This is a genomic window from Brevundimonas sp. EAKA (genome assembly GCF_000698025.1).
Lineage (GTDB): Bacteria > Pseudomonadota > Alphaproteobacteria > Caulobacterales > Caulobacteraceae > Brevundimonas > Brevundimonas mediterranea_A.
In genome coordinates this window covers 1-24,603 of sequence record NZ_JMQR01000043.1, presented here as the reverse complement: position 1 = coordinate 24,603, position 24,603 = coordinate 1, and the positions used below count along the sequence as shown (strand labels likewise).

28 protein-coding genes and 1 other annotated feature are annotated in these 24,603 nt (G+C 67.9%); of the genes, 15 read left to right on the top strand and 13 right to left on the bottom strand.

Going from position 1 to position 24,603, the window contains the following annotated elements; translation table 11 throughout:
• Positions 1-213 precede the first annotated feature (213 nt).
• From ER13_RS08215 to ER13_RS08205, 3 genes are all read right to left on the bottom strand, one after another.
• Entirely contained in the window at positions 214-642 is a 429-nt protein-coding gene (locus ER13_RS08215; RefSeq protein ID WP_035308290.1) for a molecular chaperone DnaJ, read from the bottom strand.
• Positions 643-658: 16 nt separating this feature from the next.
• Positions 659-1,495: a division plane positioning ATPase MipZ gene (locus ER13_RS08210; RefSeq protein ID WP_035308288.1), complete on the bottom strand. Its 837-nt coding sequence runs from the start codon at positions 1,493-1,495 to the stop codon at positions 659-661.
• 127 nt (positions 1,496-1,622) lie between these two features.
• On the bottom strand, positions 1,623-2,231 hold the full coding sequence (locus tag ER13_RS08205; protein ID WP_035308286.1) for an SPOR domain-containing protein: 609 nt from the start codon (positions 2,229-2,231) through the stop codon (positions 1,623-1,625).
• A 174-nt stretch (positions 2,232-2,405) separates the two neighbouring features.
• Between ER13_RS08205 and panC the strand changes: the two genes are divergently transcribed.
• Complete coding sequence (gene panC, locus ER13_RS08200) at positions 2,406-3,266, top strand: pantoate--beta-alanine ligase (protein WP_035308284.1); 861 nt, start codon at positions 2,406-2,408, stop codon at positions 3,264-3,266.
• A gap of 122 nt (positions 3,267-3,388) precedes the next feature.
• On the opposite strand, the gene ER13_RS08195 is transcribed toward panC, so the two are convergent.
• Complete coding sequence (locus ER13_RS08195) at positions 3,389-4,132, bottom strand: hypothetical protein (protein ID WP_008263486.1); 744 nt, start codon at positions 4,130-4,132, stop codon at positions 3,389-3,391.
• 110 nt (positions 4,133-4,242) lie between these two features.
• Between ER13_RS08195 and ER13_RS08190 the strand changes: the two genes are divergently transcribed.
• Positions 4,243-4,848, top strand: coding sequence for a TIGR00730 family Rossman fold protein (locus tag ER13_RS08190; RefSeq protein ID WP_008259935.1), 606 nt, complete (start codon positions 4,243-4,245; stop codon positions 4,846-4,848).
• Positions 4,849-4,952: 104 nt separating this feature from the next.
• Positions 4,953-5,246: a hypothetical protein gene (locus ER13_RS08185; protein ID WP_035308281.1), complete on the top strand. Its 294-nt coding sequence runs from the start codon at positions 4,953-4,955 to the stop codon at positions 5,244-5,246.
• A gap of 16 nt (positions 5,247-5,262) precedes the next feature.
• Here the strand turns inward: ER13_RS08185 and gltX are convergent, their stop codons facing one another.
• A complete protein-coding gene (gene gltX, locus ER13_RS08180) occupies positions 5,263-6,597 on the bottom strand; it encodes a glutamate--tRNA ligase (RefSeq protein ID WP_008260282.1) in 1,335 nt (444 codons plus the stop codon).
• A gap of 104 nt (positions 6,598-6,701) precedes the next feature.
• Here gltX and ER13_RS08175 point away from each other — a divergent pair, with 104 nt between their 5' ends.
• Together ER13_RS08175 and ER13_RS08170 are read left to right on the top strand one after the other, a co-directional pair.
• Positions 6,702-6,965 carry a type II toxin-antitoxin system VapB family antitoxin gene (locus ER13_RS08175; protein ID WP_052005001.1) on the top strand — a complete coding sequence of 88 codons (264 nt, stop codon included), beginning with the start codon at positions 6,702-6,704 and terminating at the stop codon, positions 6,963-6,965.
• Positions 6,966-6,970: 5 nt separating this feature from the next.
• Positions 6,971-7,354: a type II toxin-antitoxin system VapC family toxin gene (locus ER13_RS08170; RefSeq protein WP_197019751.1), complete on the top strand. Its 384-nt coding sequence runs from the start codon at positions 6,971-6,973 to the stop codon at positions 7,352-7,354.
• Between the two features lie 2 nt (positions 7,355-7,356).
• Here ER13_RS08170 and dksA read toward each other — a convergent pair whose 3' ends face one another.
• Positions 7,357-7,791: an RNA polymerase-binding protein DksA gene (gene dksA / locus ER13_RS08165; protein WP_081836181.1), complete on the bottom strand. Its 435-nt coding sequence runs from the start codon at positions 7,789-7,791 to the stop codon at positions 7,357-7,359.
• A 169-nt stretch (positions 7,792-7,960) separates the two neighbouring features.
• Entirely contained in the window at positions 7,961-8,392 is a 432-nt protein-coding gene (locus tag ER13_RS08160) for a flagellar assembly protein FliX (protein ID WP_008260169.1), read from the bottom strand.
• Positions 8,393-8,576: 184 nt separating this feature from the next.
• On the opposite strand from ER13_RS08160, the gene ER13_RS08155 reads away from it, so the two are divergent.
• The 4 genes from ER13_RS08155 to ER13_RS08140 all read left to right on the top strand — a co-directional run bounded on the left by ER13_RS08155 (position 8,577) and on the right by ER13_RS08140 (position 12,096).
• Positions 8,577-9,692, top strand: coding sequence for a flagellar basal body P-ring protein FlgI (locus ER13_RS08155; protein WP_035308278.1), 1,116 nt, complete (start codon positions 8,577-8,579; stop codon positions 9,690-9,692).
• Between the two features lie 2 nt (positions 9,693-9,694).
• Complete coding sequence (locus ER13_RS08150; RefSeq protein WP_008263546.1) at positions 9,695-10,006, top strand: rod-binding protein; 312 nt, start codon at positions 9,695-9,697, stop codon at positions 10,004-10,006.
• Positions 10,003-10,440: a hypothetical protein gene (locus ER13_RS08145; RefSeq protein ID WP_008259237.1), complete on the top strand. Its 438-nt coding sequence runs from the start codon at positions 10,003-10,005 to the stop codon at positions 10,438-10,440. Before ER13_RS08150 ends, ER13_RS08145 begins: the two co-directional genes overlap by 4 nt.
• Positions 10,441-10,521: 81 nt before the next feature.
• A complete protein-coding gene (locus tag ER13_RS08140) occupies positions 10,522-12,096 on the top strand; it encodes an EAL domain-containing protein (protein WP_231492505.1) in 1,575 nt (524 codons plus the stop codon).
• 192 nt (positions 12,097-12,288) lie between these two features.
• Here ER13_RS08140 and ER13_RS08135 read toward each other — a convergent pair whose 3' ends face one another.
• The gene (locus ER13_RS08135) at positions 12,289-13,770 is read right to left on the bottom strand and encodes a SulP family inorganic anion transporter (protein WP_081836179.1); all 1,482 of its coding nucleotides are present in this window, start codon (positions 13,768-13,770) and stop codon (positions 12,289-12,291) included.
• 58 nt (positions 13,771-13,828) lie between these two features.
• Positions 13,829-13,890 (bottom strand) — a sequence feature (sul1 is cis-regulatory element that is thought to sense ions involved in sulfur or methionine metabolism; They are found in Alphaproteobacteria).
• Between the two features lie 45 nt (positions 13,891-13,935).
• A complete protein-coding gene (locus ER13_RS08130; RefSeq protein WP_035308273.1) occupies positions 13,936-15,180 on the bottom strand; it encodes a dipeptidase in 1,245 nt (414 codons plus the stop codon).
• Between the two features lie 144 nt (positions 15,181-15,324).
• Here ER13_RS08130 and hemF point away from each other — a divergent pair, with 144 nt between their 5' ends.
• Both hemF and ER13_RS08120 read left to right on the top strand, forming a co-directional pair.
• Positions 15,325-16,206, top strand: a complete 882-nt coding sequence (gene hemF / locus ER13_RS08125) for an oxygen-dependent coproporphyrinogen oxidase (RefSeq protein ID WP_035308271.1) — start codon at positions 15,325-15,327, stop codon at positions 16,204-16,206.
• A complete protein-coding gene (locus ER13_RS08120; protein ID WP_155988129.1) occupies positions 16,203-16,394 on the top strand; it encodes a hypothetical protein in 192 nt (63 codons plus the stop codon). The genes hemF and ER13_RS08120 overlap by 4 nt, the downstream gene beginning before the upstream one ends.
• Before the next feature lie 275 nt (positions 16,395-16,669).
• On the opposite strand, the gene ER13_RS08115 is transcribed toward ER13_RS08120, so the two are convergent.
• Entirely contained in the window at positions 16,670-17,545 is an 876-nt protein-coding gene (locus ER13_RS08115; RefSeq protein WP_035308294.1) for a LysR family transcriptional regulator, read from the bottom strand.
• A 172-nt stretch (positions 17,546-17,717) separates the two neighbouring features.
• Between ER13_RS08115 and ER13_RS08110 the strand changes: the two genes are divergently transcribed.
• Complete coding sequence (locus ER13_RS08110; RefSeq protein ID WP_197019749.1) at positions 17,718-18,689, top strand: YeiH family protein; 972 nt, start codon at positions 17,718-17,720, stop codon at positions 18,687-18,689.
• A 188-nt stretch (positions 18,690-18,877) separates the two neighbouring features.
• On the opposite strand, the gene ER13_RS08105 is transcribed toward ER13_RS08110, so the two are convergent.
• On the bottom strand, positions 18,878-19,609 hold the full coding sequence (locus ER13_RS08105; RefSeq protein WP_035308268.1) for a glutamine amidotransferase: 732 nt from the start codon (positions 19,607-19,609) through the stop codon (positions 18,878-18,880).
• A 29-nt stretch (positions 19,610-19,638) separates the two neighbouring features.
• Positions 19,639-20,454: a 23S rRNA (adenine(2030)-N(6))-methyltransferase RlmJ gene (gene rlmJ / locus ER13_RS08100; RefSeq protein ID WP_035308266.1), complete on the bottom strand. Its 816-nt coding sequence runs from the start codon at positions 20,452-20,454 to the stop codon at positions 19,639-19,641.
• Positions 20,455-20,594: 140 nt separating this feature from the next.
• Between rlmJ and ER13_RS08095 the strand changes: the two genes are divergently transcribed.
• On the top strand, positions 20,595-21,617 hold the full coding sequence (locus ER13_RS08095; RefSeq protein ID WP_035308264.1) for a DNA topoisomerase IB: 1,023 nt from the start codon (positions 20,595-20,597) through the stop codon (positions 21,615-21,617).
• Between the two features lie 3 nt (positions 21,618-21,620).
• Here the strand turns inward: ER13_RS08095 and cysS are convergent, their stop codons facing one another.
• On the bottom strand, positions 21,621-23,030 hold the full coding sequence (gene cysS / locus ER13_RS08090) for a cysteine--tRNA ligase (RefSeq protein WP_035308261.1): 1,410 nt from the start codon (positions 23,028-23,030) through the stop codon (positions 21,621-21,623).
• Positions 23,031-23,159: 129 nt separating this feature from the next.
• Here cysS and folE point away from each other — a divergent pair, with 129 nt between their 5' ends.
• Together folE and ER13_RS08080 are read left to right on the top strand one after the other, a co-directional pair.
• Positions 23,160-23,789: a GTP cyclohydrolase I FolE gene (gene folE / locus ER13_RS08085; protein WP_008262458.1), complete on the top strand. Its 630-nt coding sequence runs from the start codon at positions 23,160-23,162 to the stop codon at positions 23,787-23,789.
• Positions 23,790-23,946: 157 nt separating this feature from the next.
• Positions 23,947-24,381 carry a biopolymer transporter ExbD gene (locus tag ER13_RS08080; protein WP_035308258.1) on the top strand — a complete coding sequence of 145 codons (435 nt, stop codon included), beginning with the start codon at positions 23,947-23,949 and terminating at the stop codon, positions 24,379-24,381.
• Positions 24,382-24,603: the final 222 nt, after the last annotated feature.

Here is a 24,603-nt window from a genome sequence, read left to right as displayed (position 1 = left end):
CGGGACGGTTCTTCGCAGGGACCGCCGACCCGTCGCAGGCTTATGGGGTTAGGCGATAAGACCGCCACCGCTCGGCGCCCCGAGCTTGCAGGCCAACCACCCGTGCGGGGCGTCAAACCTTCGTCGAAACGGTAACCAAAACACTAAACTCCGGGCGAAGGCCCGGCGCCCCGCCCAGCCCTCCATAACTTCGCAGCGAAAGCGCGGGGACGATCAGTCGCGTCCGGTCTTTCTCAACAGCCTGTCCCGCGCCGCATTGACCCGCGTCGCCAGGCCCTCGGTTCCGCCCTGGTCGGGGTGGGCGCGGCCCATGGCCTTTTTCCAGGCCGTGCGGATCTCGGGCTCGGTCGCGCCGGGACGCACGCCCAGAACGGCGCGGGCGTCGGCTTCGCTGATCGGTTCGGATCGCACCACGGGCCGGATGCGCGACGACCAGGCCAGATACAGCCCCGCCGTCGCCAGCACGCCCGCCCACAGCCAGGCGCCGCGAAACGCCGACAAGGCGCCTCCGGCCAGCAGCACCGCTCCCAGCAGGGTCGCCGTCACGCGCCAATGGGCCCGGCCGCGCCGCTCGGTCTGGCGGCCCAGCCGCACCAGGGCCCAGACGGCGATCGCCGCCAGGGCCAACCAGATCAGGCCCATACGCTCAGATCGCCTTTCAGGCGGCCACGTCCAGAGGGGCCAGGGCCTGTTCCAGCCCCATGGCCTTCATCAGATTGCGCAGTTCTTGGCGCGCCGCGACATGGGCCAGGGACACGGCCACCGGACGGATGTCGTTCGACAGGTCGGCGACGGTCAGGCCGAACGGGAACAGTTCGCGATAGATGACCCGGTCGCGCAGGCCCGGCCCGACGCGGAAACCGACCCGTTTGGCCAGCTTGTTCATCCGCTCCTCCAGGCGTTTGCGGTTGCGCGCCTCGGCCACGGCCAGGCGATTGGTCACCACCAGCCAGTCGATGGTGGCGTTCCGGCCCTGGCTGATCGCCCGGACCTTGCGCGCCTCCCAGACGCTTTCGGAATAGATCGAGGGTTTCAGCAGATCCAGCGACACGGGGTCCACCTCGCCCAGCAGGTCGAAGTCGACGAAACTGTCGTTCATCGGCGTCACGATCTGGTCAGCCCGCGCGTGGGCCGCGCTGGACACGGCGGTATCGCCGCCGGGGGTGTCGATCAGGATGGCGTCCACCCCGGCCGCCACGGCCTCGTCGAAGGCGCGTTCGAAGGCGGCGATCTGCTCGTCCACCCCGCCCTTGGCCAGGGCCTTGCCGTCGCCCATGTCGGGCATGAAGGGCTGGGGCAATTCCTGCCTGTTCGCCGCCAGCCAGGCCAGGCGATTGGTGAAGAACCGCTGCATCGACCGCTGGCGCAGGTCCAGATCGATGATCGCGACAGAGCGCCCCGCATGCAGCAGGCCGGTGACGATATGGATCGCCAGGGTGGACTTGCCCGCCCCGCCCTTCTCGTTGCCGAGGACGATCACGTGAGGCTGCGTCATGGAGGAAACCCTCTGTGGCGACCGACGCGACTCAACACTGCGCGGCCTTCGGACGGGGCAGAGTCGGCGCACCGGCCGCAAACGTCAACGAGGCGTTAACGCGTAGCTGTGGACTTCAGCCCCACGTTCAGCCGGCGCGGCGGCACCACGGGTCCGCCACCTGGGCGGCGGCGCACAGGGCGGACGCGGCCTCGACCGGAATCGGCCCGACCTTCAGCCGCGTCAGGCTGCGGCCGTTGACCTCGACGCCCTCGAACACCGGCGACAGGTTCGACAGGCTGGCGCGGGCCTTCAGCTGCGTCCAGGCGGCCTGCGCCCCGGCCCGGCTGGAATAGGCGCCCAGCTGGACCATGCGGCCTTCGGCGCGCGGCCCCGCGCCAACGACGGCGGGGCGCAGCTTGGGCGGCTCGCTCCGCGCGACAGCCTGTTCGACCATGGCCCTGGCCACGACCGGCGCAGCGGCGCGCAGGGCCGGCTCGACCGCCGGCTCCGCCATACGCGTCACGGCGCCGCGCAGGCCGTCTTCGCTCTTGTCTTCGGCCAACGCCAGAGAGCCGCCCCGGCTCAGGACGTCCCGCGCATCCCACATCTGATGCGGCGTGAGCACCGCCACATGGACGGGCGAGAATTTGGCGGGACGCAAGCCCTGGGCCTGCGCTGTCTGACGCGACGCCGCGCCGGAACCGATGGCCTTGGGATCCAGCGGGATGTCGATGGCGGCTACGCGCTCGGCCATCGCCTGGAAACTCTGGCGGTCGCCCTCAACCGCCCCACAGCCGGCAAGGGCCAAGGTAAGCGCGATCAGAACTGGACGGGTCGCTCGTGCTGGCGTCATAAGCACGACCCTAGCCGCCAGGGTTTGAAGTCTGGTGCATCAACACGCTTAAGCCAAAGGGTTAACCGCTTCACCATGACCGAGCCTGCGTCCCTCCCCGTCGTCCGCACCGTGGCGGAACTGCACGCCGTCGTGCGTGACTGGAAAAGACAAGGCCTGACCGTCGGCATGGTTCCGACCATGGGCGCCCTGCACGAAGGCCATCTGACCCTGGTGCACGAGGCCGGCCGCCGCGCCGACCGCGTCGTGGCCTCCAACTTCGTCAATCCGACCCAGTTCGCCGCCAACGAGGACCTGGGTCGCTATCCTCGCCGTCAGGAGGAGGACGCCCGGCTGCTGGCCGGCGCCGGCTGCCATCTGATGTTCGCCCCGACGCCGGAGGAAATGTACCCGCAGGGCTTCGCCACCAGCGTCGCCGTGGCCGGGCCTGCGCTTGGGCTGGAAGGCGATTTCCGGCCCCAGATGTTCGGCGGGGTCGCCCTGATCGTGACCAAGCTGTTCAACCAGGTCCAGCCCGACGTCGCCGTGTTCGGCGAGAAGGACTATCAGCAGCTGATGGTGATCCGTCGCTTCGTCCGCGACCTGGACCTGCCGGTCGAGATCATCGGCGCCCCGACCCAGCGGGATGAGACCGGTCTGGCCCTGTCTTCGCGCAACGACTATCTGTCCGACGCCGAACTGGCCGTCGCCCGCCGCCTGAACGTGATCCTGGCCGAGGCCGCCGCCGGCGCCGCCGCGGGCCGCCCCCTGCCCGGCGTCGAACGGGACGCCTATTCCGCCATCCTCAAGGCCGGGTTCGAACGGATCGACTATGTCGCCGTTCGCCATGCCGAAGACCTGTCGCCGTTCCGCGACGGCGTCGTCGACGCCCCGGCGCGCATCCTGGCCGCCGCCTGGCTGGGCAAGACCCGGCTGATCGACAACCGCGCCGTCTGAGCTCAAGACAAAAAGAACCCGACGCGGACGCCGGGTTGAAAAAGGTTCGGTGATGGTGCGTCCCAAAAAGGGACAGGTCCTTCATTGGACGCTTCGGTTAACAACTTCCTAAGTTCGGCGCCCTAGGCGCCGCGATCCGGAAGCCAGACGGTCTGACGGCCGCTGGGTCCCGTCGGCCAGGTCAGTCGCCAGCCTTCGCCTGCCCGCACCGGGGTGAAGTCCGACTGGGCGCCCAATCCGGGAAAGGCGAACCGCGTCCCGTCGACGTCGATCGTGGCGGCCCCGCCGCCCGGCGCCCTGGCCCGCCAGCGCCCGCCCGGTCCGCGCATGACCTCCGCGCGCTCCCCGTCAATCAGAACGACCGGGGGCGCGCCGTTCGATCGGCCGGACACGATGACCGCCGATCCATCGGAATCGACCGCGTCAAGCGCGCCTTGACCGTCCAGCCGCACCGTCGGCTCGCCGGCCGCGACCAGCACGATAGGCCCCGCCCCGCCCCGGATCAGCACCAGAGTCTCGGGAGACGGCGCGGCGTCCTCGCCGACCTGAACCTCGGGCGTCAGCCGGATGTCCCCCGGCGCGGCCGGAACGCGCAGCTCGAATCGTCCCGTAGCGTCGGCGCCGACCGCCACCGCCGCCCCGTCGGCCCCGCGTAGCACCACGCGGGCGTCCGGCCCCGCCCGGCCCTGAACCAGGATCATCGCCCCGTCGCGCCTTGCGGTCTGAACATGAGGAGGCTGCACCCAGGGGGAGGTCGCCTCGGCGTCCGCCGCGCGCGGCGCGCCCTCGCCGTCCCGGGAACAGGCCGACAGGGCCGCGACCATAGTCACGGATACGGCGGCCATGGCGATGATCCGACGTTTCATCCTGCGTCCCGACGATATAAGGCTGGCGGCCAAGCGCCCGGGGATTCTGTTACCCCGACCGCCGCCGGTTTGGCCATGGGCCGACCCAGCATTCGTTCAGTTGAGGCTCCATGTCCCTGCCCCCCGTTTTGATCCAGCCCTTCGACGGCCCGTCCGTCTGCCTGTTCTGCGGCTCTTCCGACCGCGCCGATCCCGCCTACACCGAGGCCGCCCGCGCCTTCGGCAGGGCCACCGCCGAGGCGGGCTGGCGTCTGGTCTATGGCGGCGGCGGCGTGGGCCTGATGGGCGCCTCGGCGCGCGGCGCCCATGACGCCGGCGGCCGTGTCGTCGGCATCATGCCGGCCTTCCTGCGCAGCCGCGAACGCCTGTTCGACGAGGTCGAGACCGTCGTCGTCACCTCGATGCACGAGCGCAAACAGCTGATGTACGATCAGTCCGACGCCTTCGTCGTCGCGCCCGGCGGCATCGGCACCCTGGAAGAAGTCGTGGAACTGCTGTCGTGGAAACGGCTGGACCTGCACCAGAAGCCGGTTGTCTTCCTGAACCTGAACGGCTTCTGGGAAGGCTTCTTCGCCCTGATGCGTCACAGCGTGGACGAAGGCATGACCCCCGCCTCCTTCCTTGACGCCTGGACGGTGGCGGAGTCGGTGGAAGAGGCCATGGTGCTGATCCAGGGTGCCCCCGACACGGCCGTGCAGCAATATGATCGCCGATAGGTGATCGGCGCTAACAAATAATGCGGGCGCGTCTTGACAGTTTTTATCGAAAACTGACATTGGCGCGACGGCACGACGCCGTTCTTCAATCCGGAGACTTGCTCATGCGCGCCCTGCTCATCGCCGCCGCCCTGTTCGCGGCCGCCCCGGCCGTGGCCCAGGCCCCCGCCGCCACCCGCCTGACCCTGGCCGATTCGGCCAAGGCGCCGGCCCGCGCCACCATCATCGACGGCGCCCGCTGGTCCTGCGAAGGCGCGGCCTGCACCGCCTCGGGCGGCACGGAACAGCCGGCGACGCGCGCCTGCCGCCGCGTGGTGCAGAAGTTCGGCCCCGTGACCGCCTTCACCTACAAGGGAACCGAGCTGAGCGCTGAAGAACTGGCGGTCTGCAACGCCTGATCGGGCGGGGGCGGCCTTAGGCCGCCTCGCCTTTCAGCCGCCGCTGAATGGTCTCACGACCGATCAGCGGCGCCATGGCCGCCATGTCCGGCCCATGCGCCTGACCCGTCAGGGCCAGACGCAACGGCATGAACAGGGCCTTGCCCTTGGCGCCGGTCTCGGTCTTGACGGCGTTGGTCCAGGCGGACCAGGCGGTGTCGTCGATCACTTCCGGCAGCAGGGCGGCGGCGGCGTCGATGAAGGCCGCGTCCTCGATCACCGGCTGGATCGGCCCGCGGACGATCTTCGCCATTTCAACCACATCGGCGAACCTGCTGAGGTTGCCCCGCACCACCGACCAGAAGGCCTCGCCCAGGTCGGCGTCCAGCGCCTGTAGCCGCGGCTGGGCCGTGAGGTAGTCCATGACGTGCAGCGCCTGGGCGTTCAGCCGGTCCAGGTCCGCCGTGTCGTAGCGCGCCGGCGAACGTCCCATCTTGGTGAAGGCGAAACTGGCGCCCAGAGCCTGCACCGACTCGGCCACTTCCAGCGGGTCCGAGGTGCCGATCCGGCCCAGGTGGCTGGTGATGGCGATCGGCTCATAGCCCTGGTCGCGCATGTCGCTGATCGACAGCGAGCCCAGACGTTTCGACAGGGCCGCGCCGTCGGCGCCGACCAGCAGCGGCATATGGGCGAAGCCGGGAATCGTCGCGCCCAGGGCTTCGAAGATCTCGATCTGGGCGCCGGTGTTGGTGACGTGGTCCTCGCCCCGGATGATGTGGCTGATGGCCATGTCGATATCGTCGACCACGGACGGCAGGGTGTAGAGGAACAGGCCGTCCTCGCGGATCAGCACCGGGTCGGACATGGAGGCGGTGTCGACCTCGGCATGGCCGCGCGCCAGGTCTTCCCAGGCGACGCGCTTGCCTTCCAGCTTGAAGCGCCAGTGGGGACGACGGCCCTCGGCCTCATAGGCGGCCTTCTGATCTTCGGTCAGCTCAAGCGCGGCGCGGTCGTAGATCGGCGGCAGGCCGCGCGACAACTGCACCTTGCGACGGCGATCCAGTTCGTCGGCGGTCTCATAGGCGGGATAAAGCCGGCCGGACGCCTTCAGCCTGGCGGCGGCCTCTTCGTAGCGGTCGAACCGCTTGGACTGGTTGTAACGCTCGTCCCAGGTCAGACCCAGCCAGGACAGGTCGTCCTCGATCCCCTGTTCGAACTCGGGCGTGGAGCGCGCCAGATCGGTGTCGTCGATGCGCAGCACGAACGAGCCGCCCTGCCCCTTGGCGAACAGCCAATTCACCAGGGCGGTGCGGACATTGCCGACGTGCAACTTACCCGTCGGCGACGGGGCGAAACGAACCTTGACGGACATGGGATAGCGACCTTGAAAGCGAGGCGGCTAGGTCGCGCCGCAACCCGGCGAAGTCAAGGCGCGGGTTGGATCGAAACACCCGTCATGATAGACTTATCGCCGTCATGAACGCTCCCGTGCAGATCAGGAAGCCCGAAGTCGCCGAACGACTACGCCAACGCGCCAAGAGCGAAGGCAAGTCGATCACCGAACTGGTGGAGACGATGCTGGCCGAGCGCATTGCGGCGGACGAGGCTCGAGCCTCCGACGACAGGGAGAATCGTCGCGCGGCGGTCGAAGCCATCCTGGCTCGCGTCAGCGCGATGCCGAGATTGGCGACATGGCCAACGGACGACGATTTTTATGATGAGGACGGCCTTCCAAAGTAATCGTCGTGGATGCGTCGGCGTTAGTCGCCATCCTGGCCGGCGAGCCGGAGGCAGACGCTTTTATAAAGTTGCTGGTTGAAACACCGTCGCTGTTGTCGCCGCTTGGGTTTTGGGAGACGACAGTCGCCGCGCGCCGCGTCCTCGGCCCCGACGGCCAGCAAAGTCTGCTCGCGCTGATGGATGCTCTTCGCATTGAGATCCCTACCGCAGGCGGAGAGACGGCGCGGATCGCGGTGGAGGCCGAGACAAGGTTCGGCAAACGCACGCCAGCCAGGCTGAACCTGGGCGACTGTTTCGCCTACGCCCTGGCGAAGGAACGCAACCTGCCCCTGCTCTACAAGGGCGACGATTTCAGTCGGACCGACATCGAACCGGCCTTGCCCGTCTGAGATCAGTCGTCGCGGTGGACGCGTTCGCGGCGTTCGTGGCGTTCCTGGGCCTCGACCGACAGGGTCGCCGTCGGGCGGGCCTCGAGACGTCCCAGGCCGATCGGTTCGCCGGTGTCCTCGCAATAGCCGTAGGACCCGTCCTCGATCCGACGCAGGGCGTCATCGATCTTGGAGATCAGCTTGCGTTGACGATCACGGGTGCGCAACTCAAGCGCGCGATCCGATTCCGACGAAGCCCGATCCACCAGATCGGGGTGGTTTTCGGTCTCGGCCTTCAGATTGACCACCGTGCCCTTGGACTCTCGAAGGATGTCGTCCTTCCAGTCCAGAAGCTTTTTCTTGAAATAGGCAAGCTGCCGTTCACTCATGAACGGCTCGTCGTCAGACGGCCGATACGGACCGGTTTCGTCGGACACAACGGACGCCAAAGCGTTCATCGCACTCACGCTCTCTAAGCACGCCCCCCTGTGGCGTATGGGCCGTATAGTGGGGTCCGCGAGTCCCGGCAACGGCGTTCGCGATTCCGTGATCATGATTAGGCGAAGCGTTGAACCGCGTGACATTTGGCGCGCAGTTTTCGCGCTCCGATTTGAAATACTGAAGCTTTCAGCTTTCGGAGCTGCGGCGGCGCATCTCCGCCTTGGCCAGTTCCACCGATGCTCTCAGGTCGATCTGGTCCAGCAGGTCGTTCAGTCCTGCATCCCCGTCATCGGGCCGATCCTCGCGCAACGTCCGGGAGAGTTGCTGCAGCACGGCCTCGTCCGGCTCGCCGGACAACAGGGCCATCTTCATCTCGTCCAGCCGGTCCAGCAGACCTGCGCCCCGTTTCACCGCGCGGCGTCGCTTCTCCAGCGGTCCCTCGATCCCCTGGAGCGCCATCAGGGCCGAGACGTCATTGACCCCCGATGTCGCCGCACTGGCGGAGGCGGCGGACGGCGCGGCGGTCGCGCCGGTCTGGCCCAGCGAAAATCCGGCGCTGGCGCGCGCAGGCTTGCCGCCCGTCGGCGCGCTGGGTCCCGTAGTCCCTGTGACCTTCATCGGCGGAGGCTCCGTCTCATGAGGCCACCCTTTGGCGAACGGAATGACCTTTTGGTTAACGCCCAGGCAAAAACTGCCGCCGCTCCCGCTCTCACCACAGAACGAAGTCAGTTATTTCAGCAACTTGAGCCACGGCACGATCTTCGCATCATAATGAATGAAACGCCTTTGGGACGTCCGACCGATGCAGAATCTGCTTGCCCGCCTTGTCGCGCCTCTCACCGCCTTTGCTGCGCTGGGCCTCGTCGCGTCTCCAGCCCTGGCCCAGTCACGAATCAAGGATATCGCCGCCGTCGAGGGCGTTCGCGGCAACCAGCTGGTCGGATACGGCATGGTCATGGGGCTGAACGGAACCGGCGACTCGCTCCGCAACTGCCCCTTCACCCGTCAATCGCTGGAAGGCATGACCGAGCGTCTCGGGGTCAATATCCGCGGCGCCAACGCCAACACCAAGAATATGGCCGCCGTCATGGTCTCGGCCGAGCTGCCGGCCTTCGCTACGCCCGGCTCGCGCATCGACGTCAATGTCTCATCCATGTGCGACGCCAAGAGCCTCCTGGGCGGGGCGCTGGTCGTCACCAGCCTCCAGGGCGCCGACGGTCAGGTCTATGCGGTCGCCCAGGGTTCGGTTCAGACCGGCGCCGTCTCGGCTTCGGGCGGTTCAGGCTCGTCGGTGACGCGCGGCGTGCCGACCGCCGGCCGCATCGCCTCGGGGGCCTCGGTCGAGCGCGAGACCGGGTTCGAGATGTCCAATATGAACGAGGTGCGCCTGAACCTCCGCAACCCCGACTTCACCACGGCCCAACGCGTCGCCGCCGTGGTCAACGCCGCCTATCCCGGCACGGCCCTGGCCGAGAACGGCACGGTCGTAACCCTGCGCGCGCCCGGCCAGCTGGGCATGGCGGGTTTCATCAGCCGCGTGGAGAATCTGGCGGTCACGGTCGATTCGCCGGCCAAGGTGATCATCGACGAGGTGAACGGCGTCATCGTCATGGGCGATGCGGTGCGGATCTCGCGCGTCGCCATAGCCCAGGGCAATCTGACCATATCGGTCGATGAACAACTGTCCGTCAGTCAACCTGCCCCCTTCAGCCAAGGCCAGACCGCCGTCATCCCCGACTCCCAGGTCAGCGTCGAAGAGGATCTGGGCACCCAGATGCGGATCGTCGGCGGTGGAACCAGCCTGTCCACCCTGGTCAACGGCCTGAACGCCCTGGGCGTCAGCCCGCGCGACATGATCAGCATCCTACAGGCCATCAAGGCGTCGGGCGCCCTGCAGGCCGACATCGAGGTGATGTGACCATGACCGACCTGTCTGTCCCTACCGACCTGATCCGCCCCGTGCAGGGCCTGGCCGCCGGCGTCGGCGATGCGACCAAGGCCAAGATCAAGGAAACCGCCGAGGCCTTCGAAGCGTCCTTCCTGTCGCAGATGCTGAAGCCGATGTTCGAAGGCCTGTCGACCGACGGCCTGTTCGGCGGCGGTCAGGGCGAAGCGACCTGGCGCAGCTTCCTGCTGGACGAGATGGCCAAGAAGACGGTCGCAGCGGGCGGCATCGGCCTGGCGGGGCCGGTGATGAACGAAATGCTGAAGATGCAGGAGGGCGCGCAATGAGCGACGCCGAACTCGCCACCGCCCGCGTCCGCCAGTTGCTCGACCTGACGCGCCGCCTGACGGATCGCCTGGCCGCCGAAACGCGGGCCTTCGAAGAAGGCAGGCCCCAGGACGTCGCCGCCAGCCTGGCCGAGACACAGGAGATGGCCAATCTCTATCGTCGCGACTCCGGCCATGTGAAGGCCAATCCCGCCCTGCTCAGCGGCGGCCTGGCGACCGATCGGATGGCGTTGATCGAAGCCACGCGCGCCTTTGACGCCGTTCTGTCTCGCCACGCCAGCGCAGTCGAGGCGGCGCGGAAGATTTCGGAAGGCCTGGTGCGCGCCATCGCCCATGAGGTCGCCGCCGCCCGTACGCCCGCTTCGGCCTATGCCGCCGACGGCCGCGCCGCACAGGGCGACGGTCGCGCCGTCGCCTTCAACCGCAAGGCCTGACTTCGGCGCGCTTCGACAACCGCGGTCGTTGTCGCCGTTGCCGATTTTTTAAGCGCCGCCGTGCATGCTGTCGGCATGTCGATGACTGCTCGCCTCCTGGGTCTGGCCTTTGCATCTGCGGATGCGCTCGTCGAGATCGACGCCAAGGGCTCCGTGGCCTTCGCCTTGGGGGCCGGACCGTCTCCGGGCCAGGATGTCGGCGCCCTGTGGACCGGCAAGCCGCTGCTCGATTTCCTGCATGAAGGCGCAGGGGCCGTCGAAACTCTGCTGGCCACCAAGCCGGGCGGGCGCAGTCCCGCCACCCAGATCCTGATCCGCGTCGGAACGGACCGGGTTCGACGCGCCTCGCTCCGGGCCTTCATCCTGCCTCAGCTGGCCCCCGCCATATCCTGCTCGATCTCCTATGAAGGTCCCGCCATCGCACTGGCGGACGTCGAGACCCCGCCCCTGTCGGATGCGGAAGGATTCCTGGCTCAGGCGGCCTGTATCGTCGAGGGCGCCCCAGGCCTGTCTCTGGCCTTTCTTGATATCAGAGGCCTCGAATGCCTCGGCGGCGAAGTCGCCGACAAGGTGTATCGCCGCATCGAGGCGACGCTGCAGTCCGCCGCCGCGCAGGGCTCCTCAGCCGCCCAGATCACGCCTGAACGTTTCGCCGTCCTGCGCCCCAGCGGCGACACGCGTGACCTGGCGGCCGAGATCGTCGAGGCTGGCCGCGCGGAAGGCGTGGACCTGGGCGCCGAGTCCTTTGTCTCCAGCGTTCCCAAAGGCGCCGACACCCTTTGCGTGTTGCGCGCCATGCGGTTCGCCATCGAAGGCTGCCTCAAGGATGACGGCCTGGCCAATCCGCAGGTCGCTTTCTCGGACTCGCTGAAACGCACCTTCCGCGACGCCGAGGCCTTCCGCAGCGTGGTCAAGTCGCGTGAGTTCCAGGTCCACTACCAGCCCATTGTTCATCTCGCCTCTCGCTCGGTCCACCATTTCGAGGCCCTGGCGCGGTTCAACTCCAACAACAACGGCCCGGCCAACGCCATCCGCATGGCCGAGGAACTGGATCTGATCGAATCCTTCGATCTCGCCGTCGCCGAAAAGGTGCTGAAACGCATGCGGGCGCCGGGCGCCGGCCTGCTGAAGATGGCGATCAACGTCTCCGGCTCCTCCCTGGGCGACGACACCTATGTCGAACAGCTGCTGCACATGACCGCCGGATCGCCGGCAGAGCGCAAACGCCTGATCGTCGAGGTCACCGAGACGTCGGCCCTGGCCGACATAGAGGCGGCCAACCGCCGCCTGGCCGCCCTGCGCGAAACCGGGATCAAGGTCTGTATCGACGACTTCGGCTCCGGCGCCGCTTCCTACGACTATCTCCGCAAGCTGACGGTCGATGCGGTCAAGATCGACGGCTCCCTGGTGCGGGATCTCGAGACGGACGAATTGGGCCGCGACTTGCTGCGCAATATCGTGGAGCTGTGCCGTTCCATGAAGCTCGAGACCATCGCTGAAATGATCGAGACCGAAGGCGTGGTGACCGAGTTGAAGGCGCTCGGCGTGGAATACGGCCAAGGCTGGCTGTTCGGCCGGGCCGAGGCGGAGCCCCGCACCCAGTTGGCCAGCGCCGCGCCCGTCCGCCGCCGTGGGGCGGTCGAAGCCTGGGGCTGAGATCAGGGATATGACGTATTGACCTGATCAGTCTTGACCGGGCTTGACGCGAATCACTCCATATACCATCGGTATGCGCGGCCAAGTCCGGGTTGGATGCAGGCCTGAAAACGGCCCGTTCCGAACCTTCATTGGCTCCGGGGCGGGCCGTTTTGCATGACCTCGCAGACCCCTTGTTTCACAAGGCCGTCCTTAGTGAGCCGCCGCCGTCGGCAGGTGTTCCTTCTCGAACCGGCCTACCTGATCCACCAGGGTTCGGGCGGCCTGATTCATGCCGATGACCTCCACCTGGGCGCCCTGGCGGCGGTAGCGGAAAACGACCTTGTCCACGGCGGCGACGCCGGTCAGGTCCCACAGATGGGCGTCGGTCATGTCGATCTCGACGCGCTTGGGGTGGCCGTGGTGTTCGAAGCTGGCGGCGAACAGATCGGCTGAGGCGAAGAACAGCTGGCCGGTCACGCGGTAGCGCAGCACGCCCTCCTCCGGGGTCTCGATCTCGGTCACGGCGATGGTCTTGCCGACCTTGCGCATGAAGAAGACCGCCGAGAGCAGCACGCCCAGGATCACGCCCTTCGACAGGTCATGGGTGGCGACCACGGTGACGGTGGTGGCGATCATGACCACCGACGACTGGAACGGGGTCGAACGCAGCTTCAGCACCGAGCCCCAGTCGAAGGTGCCGATGGACACCATGATCATGACGGCGACCAGGGCCGCCATCGGGATCTGAGCGACCCAGTCGCGCAGCACCAGGATCAGGAACAGCAGGAACAGGCCGGCCCACAGGGTCGACAGCCGCCCGCGCGCGCCGGAGGTGACGTTGATGATCGACTGGCCGATCATGGCGCAGCCCGCCATGCCGCCGAACAGGGGCGACAGGATGTTGGCGATGCCCTGGCCGCGGGTTTCGCGGTCCTTGTCCGAGGGGGTGTCGGTGATGTCGTCCAGCAGATTGGCGGTCAGCAGGCTTTCCAGCAGACCGACGAAGGCCAGGGTCGCCGAGATCGGTGCGATGACGGCCAGGGTCTCCCAGGTCAGGGGCACGGCCGGCAGGTGGAACATCGGCAGGGTCGAAGGCATCTGGCCCATGTCGCCGACGGTGCGGACGTCCAGCCCGGTCATGATGACGAAGGCGCTGATCAGGACGATGGCGACCAGGGGCGAAGGCACCGCCCTGGTCAGGCGCGGGAAGCCGTATATGACGACCAGGGCGGCCCCGACCAGGGCGAAGGTCTGCCAGTTGGCGCCGATCAGCTCGGGCATCTGGGCCAGGAAGATCAGGATCGCCAGGGAGTTGACGAAGCCGGTCATCACGCTGCGGCTGACGAACCTGATGTAGCGGCCCAGCTTCAGCAGGCCGATGATGATCTGGAACACGCCGCACAGAATGGAGGCGGCGAACAGGTATTCCAGCCCGTGGTCGCGGACCAGACCGACCATCAGCAGGGCCATGGCCCCGGTGGCGGCCGAGATCATGGCCGGACGACCACCGACGAAGGCGATGGTCACGGCGATGACGACGCTGGCGTAGAGGCCGACGGCCGGATCGACGCCGGCGATGATGGAGAAGGCGATAGCCTCGGGGATCAGGGCCAGGGCGACGACGGTCCCCGCCAGCAGGTCGCGGCGAGGGTTGGCGAGCCATTGCTGGCGCGCGGAGGCGATAAGGGACATGTGGGGTTCATCTGGGGTCTGCCGCCGACCTGGCGCGCGGCCATGATCGTATGCGGCGGGTTTCCCGGCGGATCGGCGGCCGGGATAGCCACCCGACGCTTCAAACAGGCCGGGTCCAGGGTGAGGCGCGCCTGATGCCCGGTCCCGGCCCGAAAGGCAAGCCGCCTATCCGGCGGTCGGCTTGGCCAGCGACGGTCGCTCGGACGCCTTGGCGGCGGCGGCGGCTTCGACGGCGCGCATGACGCGCAGCAGGTTCTCGCCGGCGATCTTGCGGATGTCGGCCTCGGTCCAGCCGGCGTCCATCAGGGCGGCGAGGATGCGGGGATAGGCGTCCACCCCGGTCATGCCCTCGGGCAGGCTGCCGATGCCGTCGAAGTCTGCGCCCAGGCCGACGTGGTCGATCCCCGCGACCTGACGCACATGCTGGATATGGGCGACGACGTCGGCCAGGGTCGCCTCCGGCGTCGGATGGGCGGCGGACCAGGCGGTCAGCCCGGCCTCGACGGCGGTCGGATCGCCGGGGTTCAGGGTCCTCAGCCGCGCCTCCTCGCCCGCGCGGTCGGCGTTCCAGGCGCGGACCCGTTCGGAGACGAAGCCGGGGGCCAGATTGATCATCACGATCCCCCCGTCCTCAGGCATCATCCGCAGCACCCGGTCGGGCACATTGCGGGGATGGGCCGTGATCGCCCGCGCCGAGGAGTGGGAGAAGATGACCGGGGCGTCGGACACCCGCATGGCGTCCAGCATGGTGTCCTCCGAGACGTGGCTGAGATCCACCATCATGCCCAGGCGGTTCATCTCGCGCACCACGTCCTCGCCGAAGGGGCTGAGCCCGCCCCATTTGGGGGCGTCGGTCGCGCTGTCGGCCCAGGTGGTGGTCTTGGAGTGGGTCAGGGTCATGTAGCGGGCGCCGGCGCGGTGGAACTCGCGCAGCAGGGCCAGGGAGTCGTCGATGGAATAGCCGCCCTCCATGCCGATCAGACTGGCGATCCGGCCCGAGGCGAAGACGGCGTCGACCTGGTCCGCCGTGGTCGCCAGACCGAAGACGTCGGGGTGGGCGGCGATGATCCGCTTGGCCGTGTCGATCTGTTCGAAGGTCTCTTCGACCGCTTCCAGCGGGGTCAGGCTGGCGGGGACGTAGACGGACCAGAACTGGCCGCCGACGCCGCCGGCGCGCAGGCGGGCGATGTCGGTGTGAAGCCGGGTCGTCGCCTCGAGATCGGTCGTCAGATCAACGGCGTAGACGTCGTTTCCGTACTGCTGGCGCAAGGCCCAGGGCAGGTCGTTGTGGCCGTCGATCAGGGGGGTGGTCTTCAGGATCTCCAGCACGCGGGCCTCGCCGGCGGATTGGGCGTTTGCGGCGGTGGCGAAGGCGGCGACGGCGACGCCGGCCAGCAGATGACGGATCATGATGCGACTCCCTGATGTTGCGACGCACACTGACAGACGGAGAGGGTCAGGCAACCCCTCATCCGAGCCCTTCGGGCCCACCTTCTCACGCAAGGAGAAGGAAGAGGTTTCCCGGCGGGGCAGCGAGCGTCTAGGAGAGACGGCATGAGCGACGCCGCCTTTTCCGATCCGCTCGACCTGAAGAAGGTCGAGACCCGCGCCTGGTTCGAGCATCTGCGCGACCGTATCCATTCGGCCTTCGAGGCGCTGGAGGATGCGGCCCCCGATGATCTGTTTCCGGGGGAGCCCGGGCGGTTCGTGCGGACGCCGTGGGAACGCGAGGCAGGCGGCGGGGGCGTCATGGGGATGATGCACGGCCGGCTGTTCGAGAAGGTCGGGGTCCATGTCTCGACCGTGCACGGATCGTTTCCGGCTGACTACGCCAAGACGGTGCCGGGGGCGGCGGAGGATCCCCGGTTCTTCGCCACCGGGATCAGCCTGATCTGCCACCCGGTCAGCCCCCGGGTTCCGGCGGTGCATATGAACACCCGCTTCATCGCCACGACCCAGAGCTGGTTCGGCGGCGGGGGCGATCTGACGCCGGTGCTGGACGCGGATCGGCGCCCGGATCACCCGGACACCCTGGCCTTTCACGCCGCGATGAAGACGGCCTGCGACGCCCATGATCCGGACTGGCACGCCAAGTACAAGGCCTGGTGCGACGAGTATTTCTTCCTGCCGCATCGGCAGGAGCCGCGGGGCACCGGCGGCATCTTCTACGACCACCACGACAGCGGCGACCATGACCGGGACTTCGCCTTCACCCGCGACGTGGGCCTGGCCTTCCTGGACGTCTATCCGAAGATCGTCGCCGGGCGGATGGGCGAGGCCTGGACGCCGGAGGAGCGCGAGGAGCAGCTGGTGCGGCGCGGGCGCTATGTGGAGTTCAACCTGCTGTACGACCGTGGCACCATGTTCGGCCTCAAGACCGGCGGCAACGTCGATTCGATCCTCAGCTCCATGCCCCCGGTGGTGAAATGGCCGTGAAGTCCCCCCTTGCGAAGATCCTGCTTCGTCCCCTGGCCACCTCGGCCCTGTTTGCGGTGCTGTACGGGATCTATCTGATCCTGGCGAAGCAGCCGCAGATCCCGCTGACCCTGTTCGTGGTGATCGGCTTCTATTTCGCAGCCTCGCTGCTGCTGGAGCGGTTCGTGTTTCCCCGGTTCGGACTCTGATCGAAAAAAAGACAGTCTAGATCGTCTAAATAGTCTGAATTCGGCGGCCCGCCCGCCCTTGAAACCGCGTCCCCGAATTGCACTGCGCCGGCGAAAACCGGTGCGATGCGCAAAAGCGTGCAGTTTGGCGGCGTGTTTTCCGTTCGATTGTCAAAGACCTGGCGGCCAGTCTAACCGCGCCCGGAAGGGCGATGGGTCGATTGTGGGGATTTCATTGAAAGCCCTTAGAATTCAGAATGCGGTGGAGCGGAATTAGGGGTGCATCCCCCGTCGGCTCATTCCATGGCGGCGACAAAAGCGTCGCCCGCCTTGCTGCGATAGCGTTCGCGATGCCGCAGCAGGCGGAACGGGCGTTCCGGCAGGCTGAAGGCCGCCGTGACCAGACGGCCGGCGGCGACCGATCCATAGGCCACGCTCTCGGACAGGGCCGTGGCCCCCGCCCCCGCCTCGGCCGCCGCCAGCACCGCCTCGTTCGACGGCAGGGTCATGGCGATGGACAGGGCGGCGGGGTCCACGCCCGCGTTTCGCAGCGCCGCCTCCAGGGTCGAGCGGGTGCCGGATCCCGCCTCGCGCAGGACCCAGGCCTGGGTCGCCAGGGTCTGGGCCTCCAATCTGCGCAGTCCGGCCCAGGGATGGTCGGGCGTGACCAGAACCGCCAGCCGGTCCGAGCCCACCACCGTCTGATCCAGCAAGGGCTGGTCGATCTCGCCCTCGACCAGACCCAGTTCGGCCGCGCCGCTCAACACCCCCTCGGCCACCTCACGCGTATTGCCGATGGCCACATCCAGTTCGACGCCAGGATGGGCCGCATGAAAGGCGGCCAGTCGGCGGGGCAACCAGGCGCTGGCGATGGTCTGGCTGGCGAAGATGGTCAGGCGGCCGCGTCGCAGGGCGCTCATGTCCGCCAGCGCCGCCTCGGCCGCCGCTGCGCGGGCCAGCACGGCCCTGGCCTCGGGCAGGAAGGCCAGACCGGTCTGGTTCAGCACCACGCCCCGGCCGACCCGGTCGAACAGATAAACGTCGTGCTCGGCTTCCAGCGCCGCGATGGCGTTGGAGACCGCCGACTGGGTCAGGTTCAGCGCCCGCGCGGCGGCCGTCACATGCTGGCGCTCGGCCACGGCGACGAAGATGCGCAGGCGTTCCAGGGTCACGATCAATCTCCGAATCGGATTGAAATTACCATAACAATCCGTTGGACCGAGGTCGAGGGGCCGCCCATCAAGCGGAACCATGAAATCCGCCGCCCCTGACGCCGTTTTGAGTCCTCCCCTGCCCCGCATGATACGGTTGGGCGCGTTCGGGCGCGCGGTGTGGCCCGGCCTGATGATAAGCTTGGTGGTCGCCCTGGCGGCGGTGGGCCTGGGCGGCCTGGAACGCGGGGCGGTCGGCAAGGTCTGGCTGGAGCCGCTGGTGCTGGCCATCCTGCTGGGGGCCGGCGTGCGGGCGGCCTGGACGCCGGACGCCCGGTTCAGGGCCGGGATCGATTTCAGCGCCAAGATACTGCTGGAAGTCGCCGTGGTCCTGTTGGGCGCCTCGGTCAGTGCGGCGACCCTGTCGTCGCTGGGGCTGGGGTTCGTGGCGGGGGTCTTCGCCCTGGTCGCGGCCGCCATATTGGCCGGGTTCGGGATCGGACGTCTGCTGGGGCTGAACCCGCGCATGGCCCTGCTGGTCGCGTGCGGCAACGCCATCTGCGGCAACTCCGCCATCGCCGCCGTGGCCCCGGTGATCGACGCCGATGGCGAGGAGGTGGCCGCCTCCATCGCCTTTACCGCCGTGCTGGGGGTGGTGGTGGTGCTGACCCTGCCGCTGCTGGGCGGGCTGATGGGGATGAGCGGTTTGCAGTTCGGCGCCCTGGCGGGGCTGACCGTCTACGCCGTGCCGCAAGTGCTGGCGGCCGCCGCCCCGTTCGGCGCCGTCGCGACCCAGACGGGGACGGTGATCAAGCTGGCGCGGGTGCTGATGCTGGGGCCGGTGATCCTGGTGCTGTCGCTGATCTTCCGGGATCGGGCGGAGGGGGCGAAGGGGCCAGGTCTGCACCGGCTGCTGCCCTGGTTCATCGTCGGCTTTCTGGCGATGATCGCGCTGAGGAACCTGAACCTGATCCCTCAGGCGGCGCTTTCGCCGATGGCGGCGGCGTCGGGCCTGCTGACCGTGGCGGCCATGGCGGCTCTGGGGCTGCAGACCGACATCCGGGCCGTGGCGCGGGCTGGCGGGCGTGTGGTGGCGGCCGTGGTGTTGTCGCTGGCGGCCCTGGTGGGGCTGAGCCTGGGGTTGATCGCGGTGCTGGGGGTTTAGCGCCTTCTACTTTCGTCATTCTCCGGCAAGCCGCCCCTTCGCGGCGCAGACCTGGGAACCCAGCGGCGCCGAAGGCGATGTATCCGCCGCGCGATGCTCGAAAGTTCTTCCGCGACAGGTTCGCGCTCTCGCGCGCCGCTGGGTCCCCCGGTCTCGCTACGCTCGCCGGAGGATGACGAAAGTAAAGATCAGATCCCGCTGCCCTGGTCCTCGACCGGCGGCGGGGTGAGCAGCAGGAAGGCGCGGATCCAGGCGGTGAGGACGGCGCGGTCGTTGGGGCGTTTCAGGCTGTCGAGCGCGGCCTCGGCCAGGGGTTCGGGGATGCGCGAGCCGCGCCGGACCTCGACCAGGGCGGCGGCGTAGTCGGGCTGGAACTCCGGGTGGCACTGGAAGGAGATGGCGTCTTCGCCCCAGGCCAGGCCGGCGTAGGGGGTGAAGCCGCTGGAGGCGATGACGCGGGCGTCGGGTGAAATCGCCACGACCTGATCCTGATGCGAGACGGGGATGGCGAGGGTGCGGGCGCGGGGGTGCATCCAGGGCTCGGTTCCGTGGACGTCGTAGCGGTGCAGGCCGACGCCCCAGCCCTTGTCCGATTTCACGACTTCGCCGCCGAAGGCGTGGGCCAGAACCTGATGGCCGAAACAGATGCCGACGATCCGGGTCCGGCCCCGCGCGGCGCGCAGCCAGTCGATCAGCTGGGGTATCCACGGCAGGTCGTCATAGACCCCGGCGGCCGAGCCGGTGACGATCACCCCCTGAAAGGCGGCGGGGTCGGACGGCAGATGGCCGGACTGGACGTCGAACCGGGTGGTCGGGACGTTTTCGCCCAGCAGGGCGCGGAACCGGGCCGGATAGTCGTCGAAACTGTCCTTCAGGGCCTCGGGCGGATGGCCGGTTTCCAGAATGGCGATACGGGTCATGGCCCGACCATAGACAAGGGGCGCGCCGATCAGAAGGACCAGATTTCAGCCCGGCCGCCCGGATCGCCCAGACGGTCGGCGACCCAGCCGCAGACCTGGCGCGCCGCGTCCTCGGCGCCCGGCGGCGGATTGACGATCACCAGGGCGCAGCCGTTCATCTTCATCGGATTGGTCAGGGGACGCAGGCGGGCCTCGGCGACCAGGGTCGGGCCGGCCCTGGTCTGGAGCCGGCGGATGAAGCCGTCGAAGGTCTCCAGATCCTTCAGCGGGGTCCAGACGGCGACGGTCGCGGCGGGGTCGCGGCGGACCACCGCCAGGGCGGTTTCGGCCGAACGGATATAGTCGTCGGGCTTCTCGAACGGGGGGTCGATCAGGATCAGGGGCGCCTCGGCCCGCGCCGCCTCGGCCGTGGCCAGGGCGTAGCCGTCGCCCTCGCGCGCCTCGGCGTTGGGGCGATCCGCGAGGGCCTGATCCAGCAGGGCGCGGACGGGCGGGTTCAGCTCATAGCCGACATAGGTTCCGCCCGCCCCGAGGGCGTCGGCGATCAGCACGGGCGAGCCGGGATAGAAGCGGGCGCCGCCGTCGGGGTTCAGCGCCGCCACCCGATCCGCCAGGGCCTGCATCAGGGGCGGCAGGTCCGGGTCGGTCATCAGACGCGCGACTCCGGCCTCGGCCTCCTTGGACCGCACGGCGTCGCCGGACAGGTCATAGAGGCCGGCGCCGGCGTGGGTGTCGAGCACCGTCAGCGGGCCCGCGGCCGCGCGGGTCTTCACCAGCCACAGGACCAGGGCGTGTTTGACCAGGTCGGCGAAGTTTCCGGCGTGGAAGCTGTGGCGATAATTCATGCCGCCTCGTGTCGCGCCGGGCGCGCGGGGTCAAGGGGAAGCGGCGGCTGGAACCCGGCGACCCCACCCGGCGTTCGTTGCTGGTCTTGGGGCGGGTCTGGGGCAAGCCGCTGAAAGACCAATGAAAAGGAAGGCCGCTGATGGCGGACGGATCGCACGGCGTGGATATTGCGGTCGAGGTCCCGCAGGGGCTGAGCTGGTGCAGCGACGACAACCCCGGCCTGACCCGCCGCCCCGCCGGCAAGGGCTGGTCCTATCGCGACGCCAAGGATCAACCGGTCAAGGACGCCAAAGTTCTGGACCGTATCCGCGCCCTGGCTATTCCGCCCGCCTGGACCGACGTCTGGATCTGCCCCAAGGCCAACGGCCATATCCAGGCGACCGGGCGCGACGCGAAGGGGCGCAAACAGTACCGCTATCACGCCGGCTGGAGTTCGGCCCGTTCGGAGAACAAGTTCGACAAGCTGCCGGCCTTTTCGCGCGCCCTCCCCCGGCTGCGCGCCCAGGTGGAGCATGATCTGGGTCTGAGGGGGCCGGTGAAGGAGAAGGTGCTGGCGACCGCCGTGCGGCTGCTGGAGATCACCCTGATCCGGGTCGGCAATGCGGCCTATGCGCGGGAGAACCGCAGCTACGGGCTGACCACCCTGAACAAGCGGCATCTGGAGGTGGACGGCGCGGCCCTGACCTTCGAATTCCGGGGCAAGAGCGGCAAGGACCACCGGGTCAGCGTCCGCGACCGGCGGCTGGCGCGGGTGGTGCGGGCGCTGGAGGAATTGCCGGGCCAGCACCTGTTCAAATACCGCACCGCCGACGGGGAGCTGTGCCCCGTCACCTCCGACGATGTGAACGCCTATATCCGCGCGGCCATGGGCGACCAGTTCTCGGCCAAGGATTTCCGCACCTGGGCGGGCACGGTCTCGGCGGCGCGGGCCTTGCGCGAGATGGAGCCTCCGACCTCGCCGACCGACGCCAAACGCAAGATCACCGTCTGCGTCAAGGCGGTGGCGGGCCTGCTGGGCAATACGCCGACGGTGTGCCGGACCTCCTACGTCCATCCGAAGGTGATGGCGCTGTACGAGAGCGGCGAGTTGAAGACCGCCCTGCCGGGACCGGACACCAAGGGGTTCGAGACGGCGCTGATCCGGCAGTTGACCGCAGCCTGAGCGTCAGCCCTTCATCCGCCAGGTGGCGCCGTCGGGGCCGTCCATGACGACGACGTTCAGTGCGTTCAGGCGGTCGCGGATGCGGTCGGCCTCGGGCCAGTCCTTCGCGGCGCGGGCGGCGGCGCGTTGGTCCAGCAGGGCCTCGACCTCGAGGCGCAGGGCGTCGGAGACGTCCCCCTCCAGCCAGGCGGCCGGGTCGGACTGAAGCACCCCCAGGATGGAAGCGCAGGCCATGAGGCGGGCGCGGGCCTGGGCCACGGCGTCCAGATCGCCCGCCGTCATGCCGCGCTCGATCTCGCTGGACAGGGCGAACAGGCTGGCCATGGCGCCGGGGGTGTTCAGGTCGTCCTCGATCGACTTCATGAAGTCGGCGGGTGGATCGAGATCCAGAACCTCGACGCCGCTGGAGCGGTGCAGGGCGCCGTACAGGCGATCCAGCGACTTCTTCGACTGGTCCAGCAGCCCCTGGTTCCAGTCCAGCGGCTGGCGATAATGAGCCGACAGAAGCGCCCAGCGGACGACTTCGCCCGGCATGGCCTGGACCAGGTCGTGCAGCAGCAGGACGTTGCCGACGGACTTGGACATCTTCTCGGCGTCCACGGTCAGGAAGCCGTTGTGCATCCAGTAGCGGGCGTATTCGTCGTGGGCCTTGTCGCCCTGAGCATGGCCGTGGGCGCAGACGCCCTGGGCGATCTCGTTCTCATGGTGGGGGAAGACCAGGTCGATGCCGCCGCCATGGATGTCGATGGGCAGGCCCAGGGCCTGTTCGATCATGGCCGAGCATTCGATGTGCCAGCCGGGACGCCCCTCGCCCCAGGGCGACGGCCAGGACGGCTCGTCCGGCTTGGACGGCTTCCACAGGACGAAGTCGTGGGGGTTCTTCTTGTAGGGGGCGACCTCGACGCGGGCGCCGGCGATCATGTCGTCCAGGTTCCGGCCCGACAGGGCACCGTAGGACGGATAGGACGAAACGTCGAACAGGACATGGCCTTCAGCGGCATAGGCGCAGCCGGCGTCGACGATGGCCTGGATCTGGGCGACGATGGCCGGGATATAGTCGGTGACGTGGGGGGCGAGGTCGGGCGGCGAGACGTTCAGCAGGCCCATGTCGGCGAGATAGGCGGCCTCGTAGCGGGCGGTGACCTCGCCGATCGGCACGCCCTCGCGGGCGGCCTTCTGGTTGATCTTGTCGTCCACGTCGGTGACGTTGCGGGCGTAGAGGACGGCGTCTGGCCCGTAGGTCCGGCGCAGCAGCCGCACCAGGACGTCGAACACCACCGGCGGGCGCGCATTGCCGATATGGGCGTAGTCATAGACCGTCGGGCCGCAGACATAGAGGGTCACCCGGTTCGGATCGCGCGGTTCGAACAGGCGCTTTTCACGGTGCAGGGTGTCGTGGATGTGCAGCGGCATAAGATAGGTGGACTTCGTTTTCTTGCAGGACGGAGGGTCCGTCCCATATAGCGGCCTGATATACAGTCCCGACGGATTGTAGAAGCTATACCGGGCGGCTCCGACCGCCCCGGCCGGAAAATCGAGTTCATGAGCGTCATCCCCGCCAAGCCCGTCCTCGTCAGCGACGAAACCGCCACGGTTCAGGAGTCTGGGCGCCCGTCGCGCGAGCAGGCGCTGGAGGCCGTGCGCACACTGATCGCCTGGGCCGGGGACAATCCCGACCGTCCGGGCCTGATCGACACGCCCAAGCGGGTGGTCGACGCTTACGGGGAATGGTTCGACGGCTATGAGGCCGACGCGGCCAAGGAGCTGTCGCGCACCTTCGAGGACGTGACCGGCTATGACGACATGGTCATCCTGCGCGAGATCGAGGTGGAGAGCCATTGCGAGCACCACCTGGCCCCCTTCCTGGGCAAGGCCTATGTCGCCTATCTGCCCGGCGAGAAGGTTGTCGGCATCTCGAAGCTGGCGCGGGTGGTGGAGATCTTCGCCCGACGTCTGCAGAATCAGGAAACCCTGACCAACGACATCATCGAGGCCATCGAATCGCACCTGCAGCCCAGGGGCGTCGCGGTGATGATCGACGCCGCGCACCAGTGCATGACCACGCGCGGGGTGCATCACCGGCATGTTTCGACCGTCACCACCCGGTTCACCGGCGCCTTCAAGTCCGATCCGGCCCTGATGGACCGTTTCCTGAAGCTGGCGAAGGCGTAAAGCCTCGCCTGTCGCGGGTAATTGACGTTCCGGAACGCCGGATCGTTTAGAACCGCTTTACAAGCGCGCATCGGGACGCCAAGAACCGAACAAGCTCTCGGGCGATCCATAGGGAAATGTCGGCGCGGATCGCGGCCGGCGGTAACGGAGATTAGGCATGGCTGCGAAGATCGGCGGTTCCGGTGGGGACAAGCACACGATCGAACAGACGGCGGATATCAACATCACGCCGTTCATCGACATTCTGCTGGTGCTGATGATCATCTTCATGGTCGCCGCGCCCATGGCGACCGTGTCGATCCGCCTCGACCTGCCGCCGGCGCAGCCGCCCACCAATCCGACCGAGGAAAAGGAACCGGTGTACATCACCATCCAGGAAAACGGTCAGCTGTTCCTGTCGGACAAGCAGACCTCGATCGACAACCTGGCCGCCGACGTCTGCACCGCCTTGGGCGGCGGTTCCTGCCAGGAAGAGCGCGTCTTCGTGCGCGCCCAGCCGGAAGTGAAATACTCGCAGTTCATGGAAGTCATGAACAAGATGCAGGAGAACGGCTTCTTCAAGGTCGGCCTGCTGAACGAAGACATCGAATAGGACGACCGTCCTTTCAGGATTTGGGCCGCGTTCCGAAAGGGACGCGGCCTTTTTCTTTGCGGCAAGGCTTGCTCCCGCGCACGCTGACCGCCTTGATGCCAAATCGGCTGTTCGAGGAGTCGCCCATGCGTCGTCGCACCTTCCTGTCCGCCCTGCCTGCCGGAGCCCTGGCGGCTACGGCCGTCCAGGCGCGACAGTCGTCTCCGACCGCCAAGCCGACCG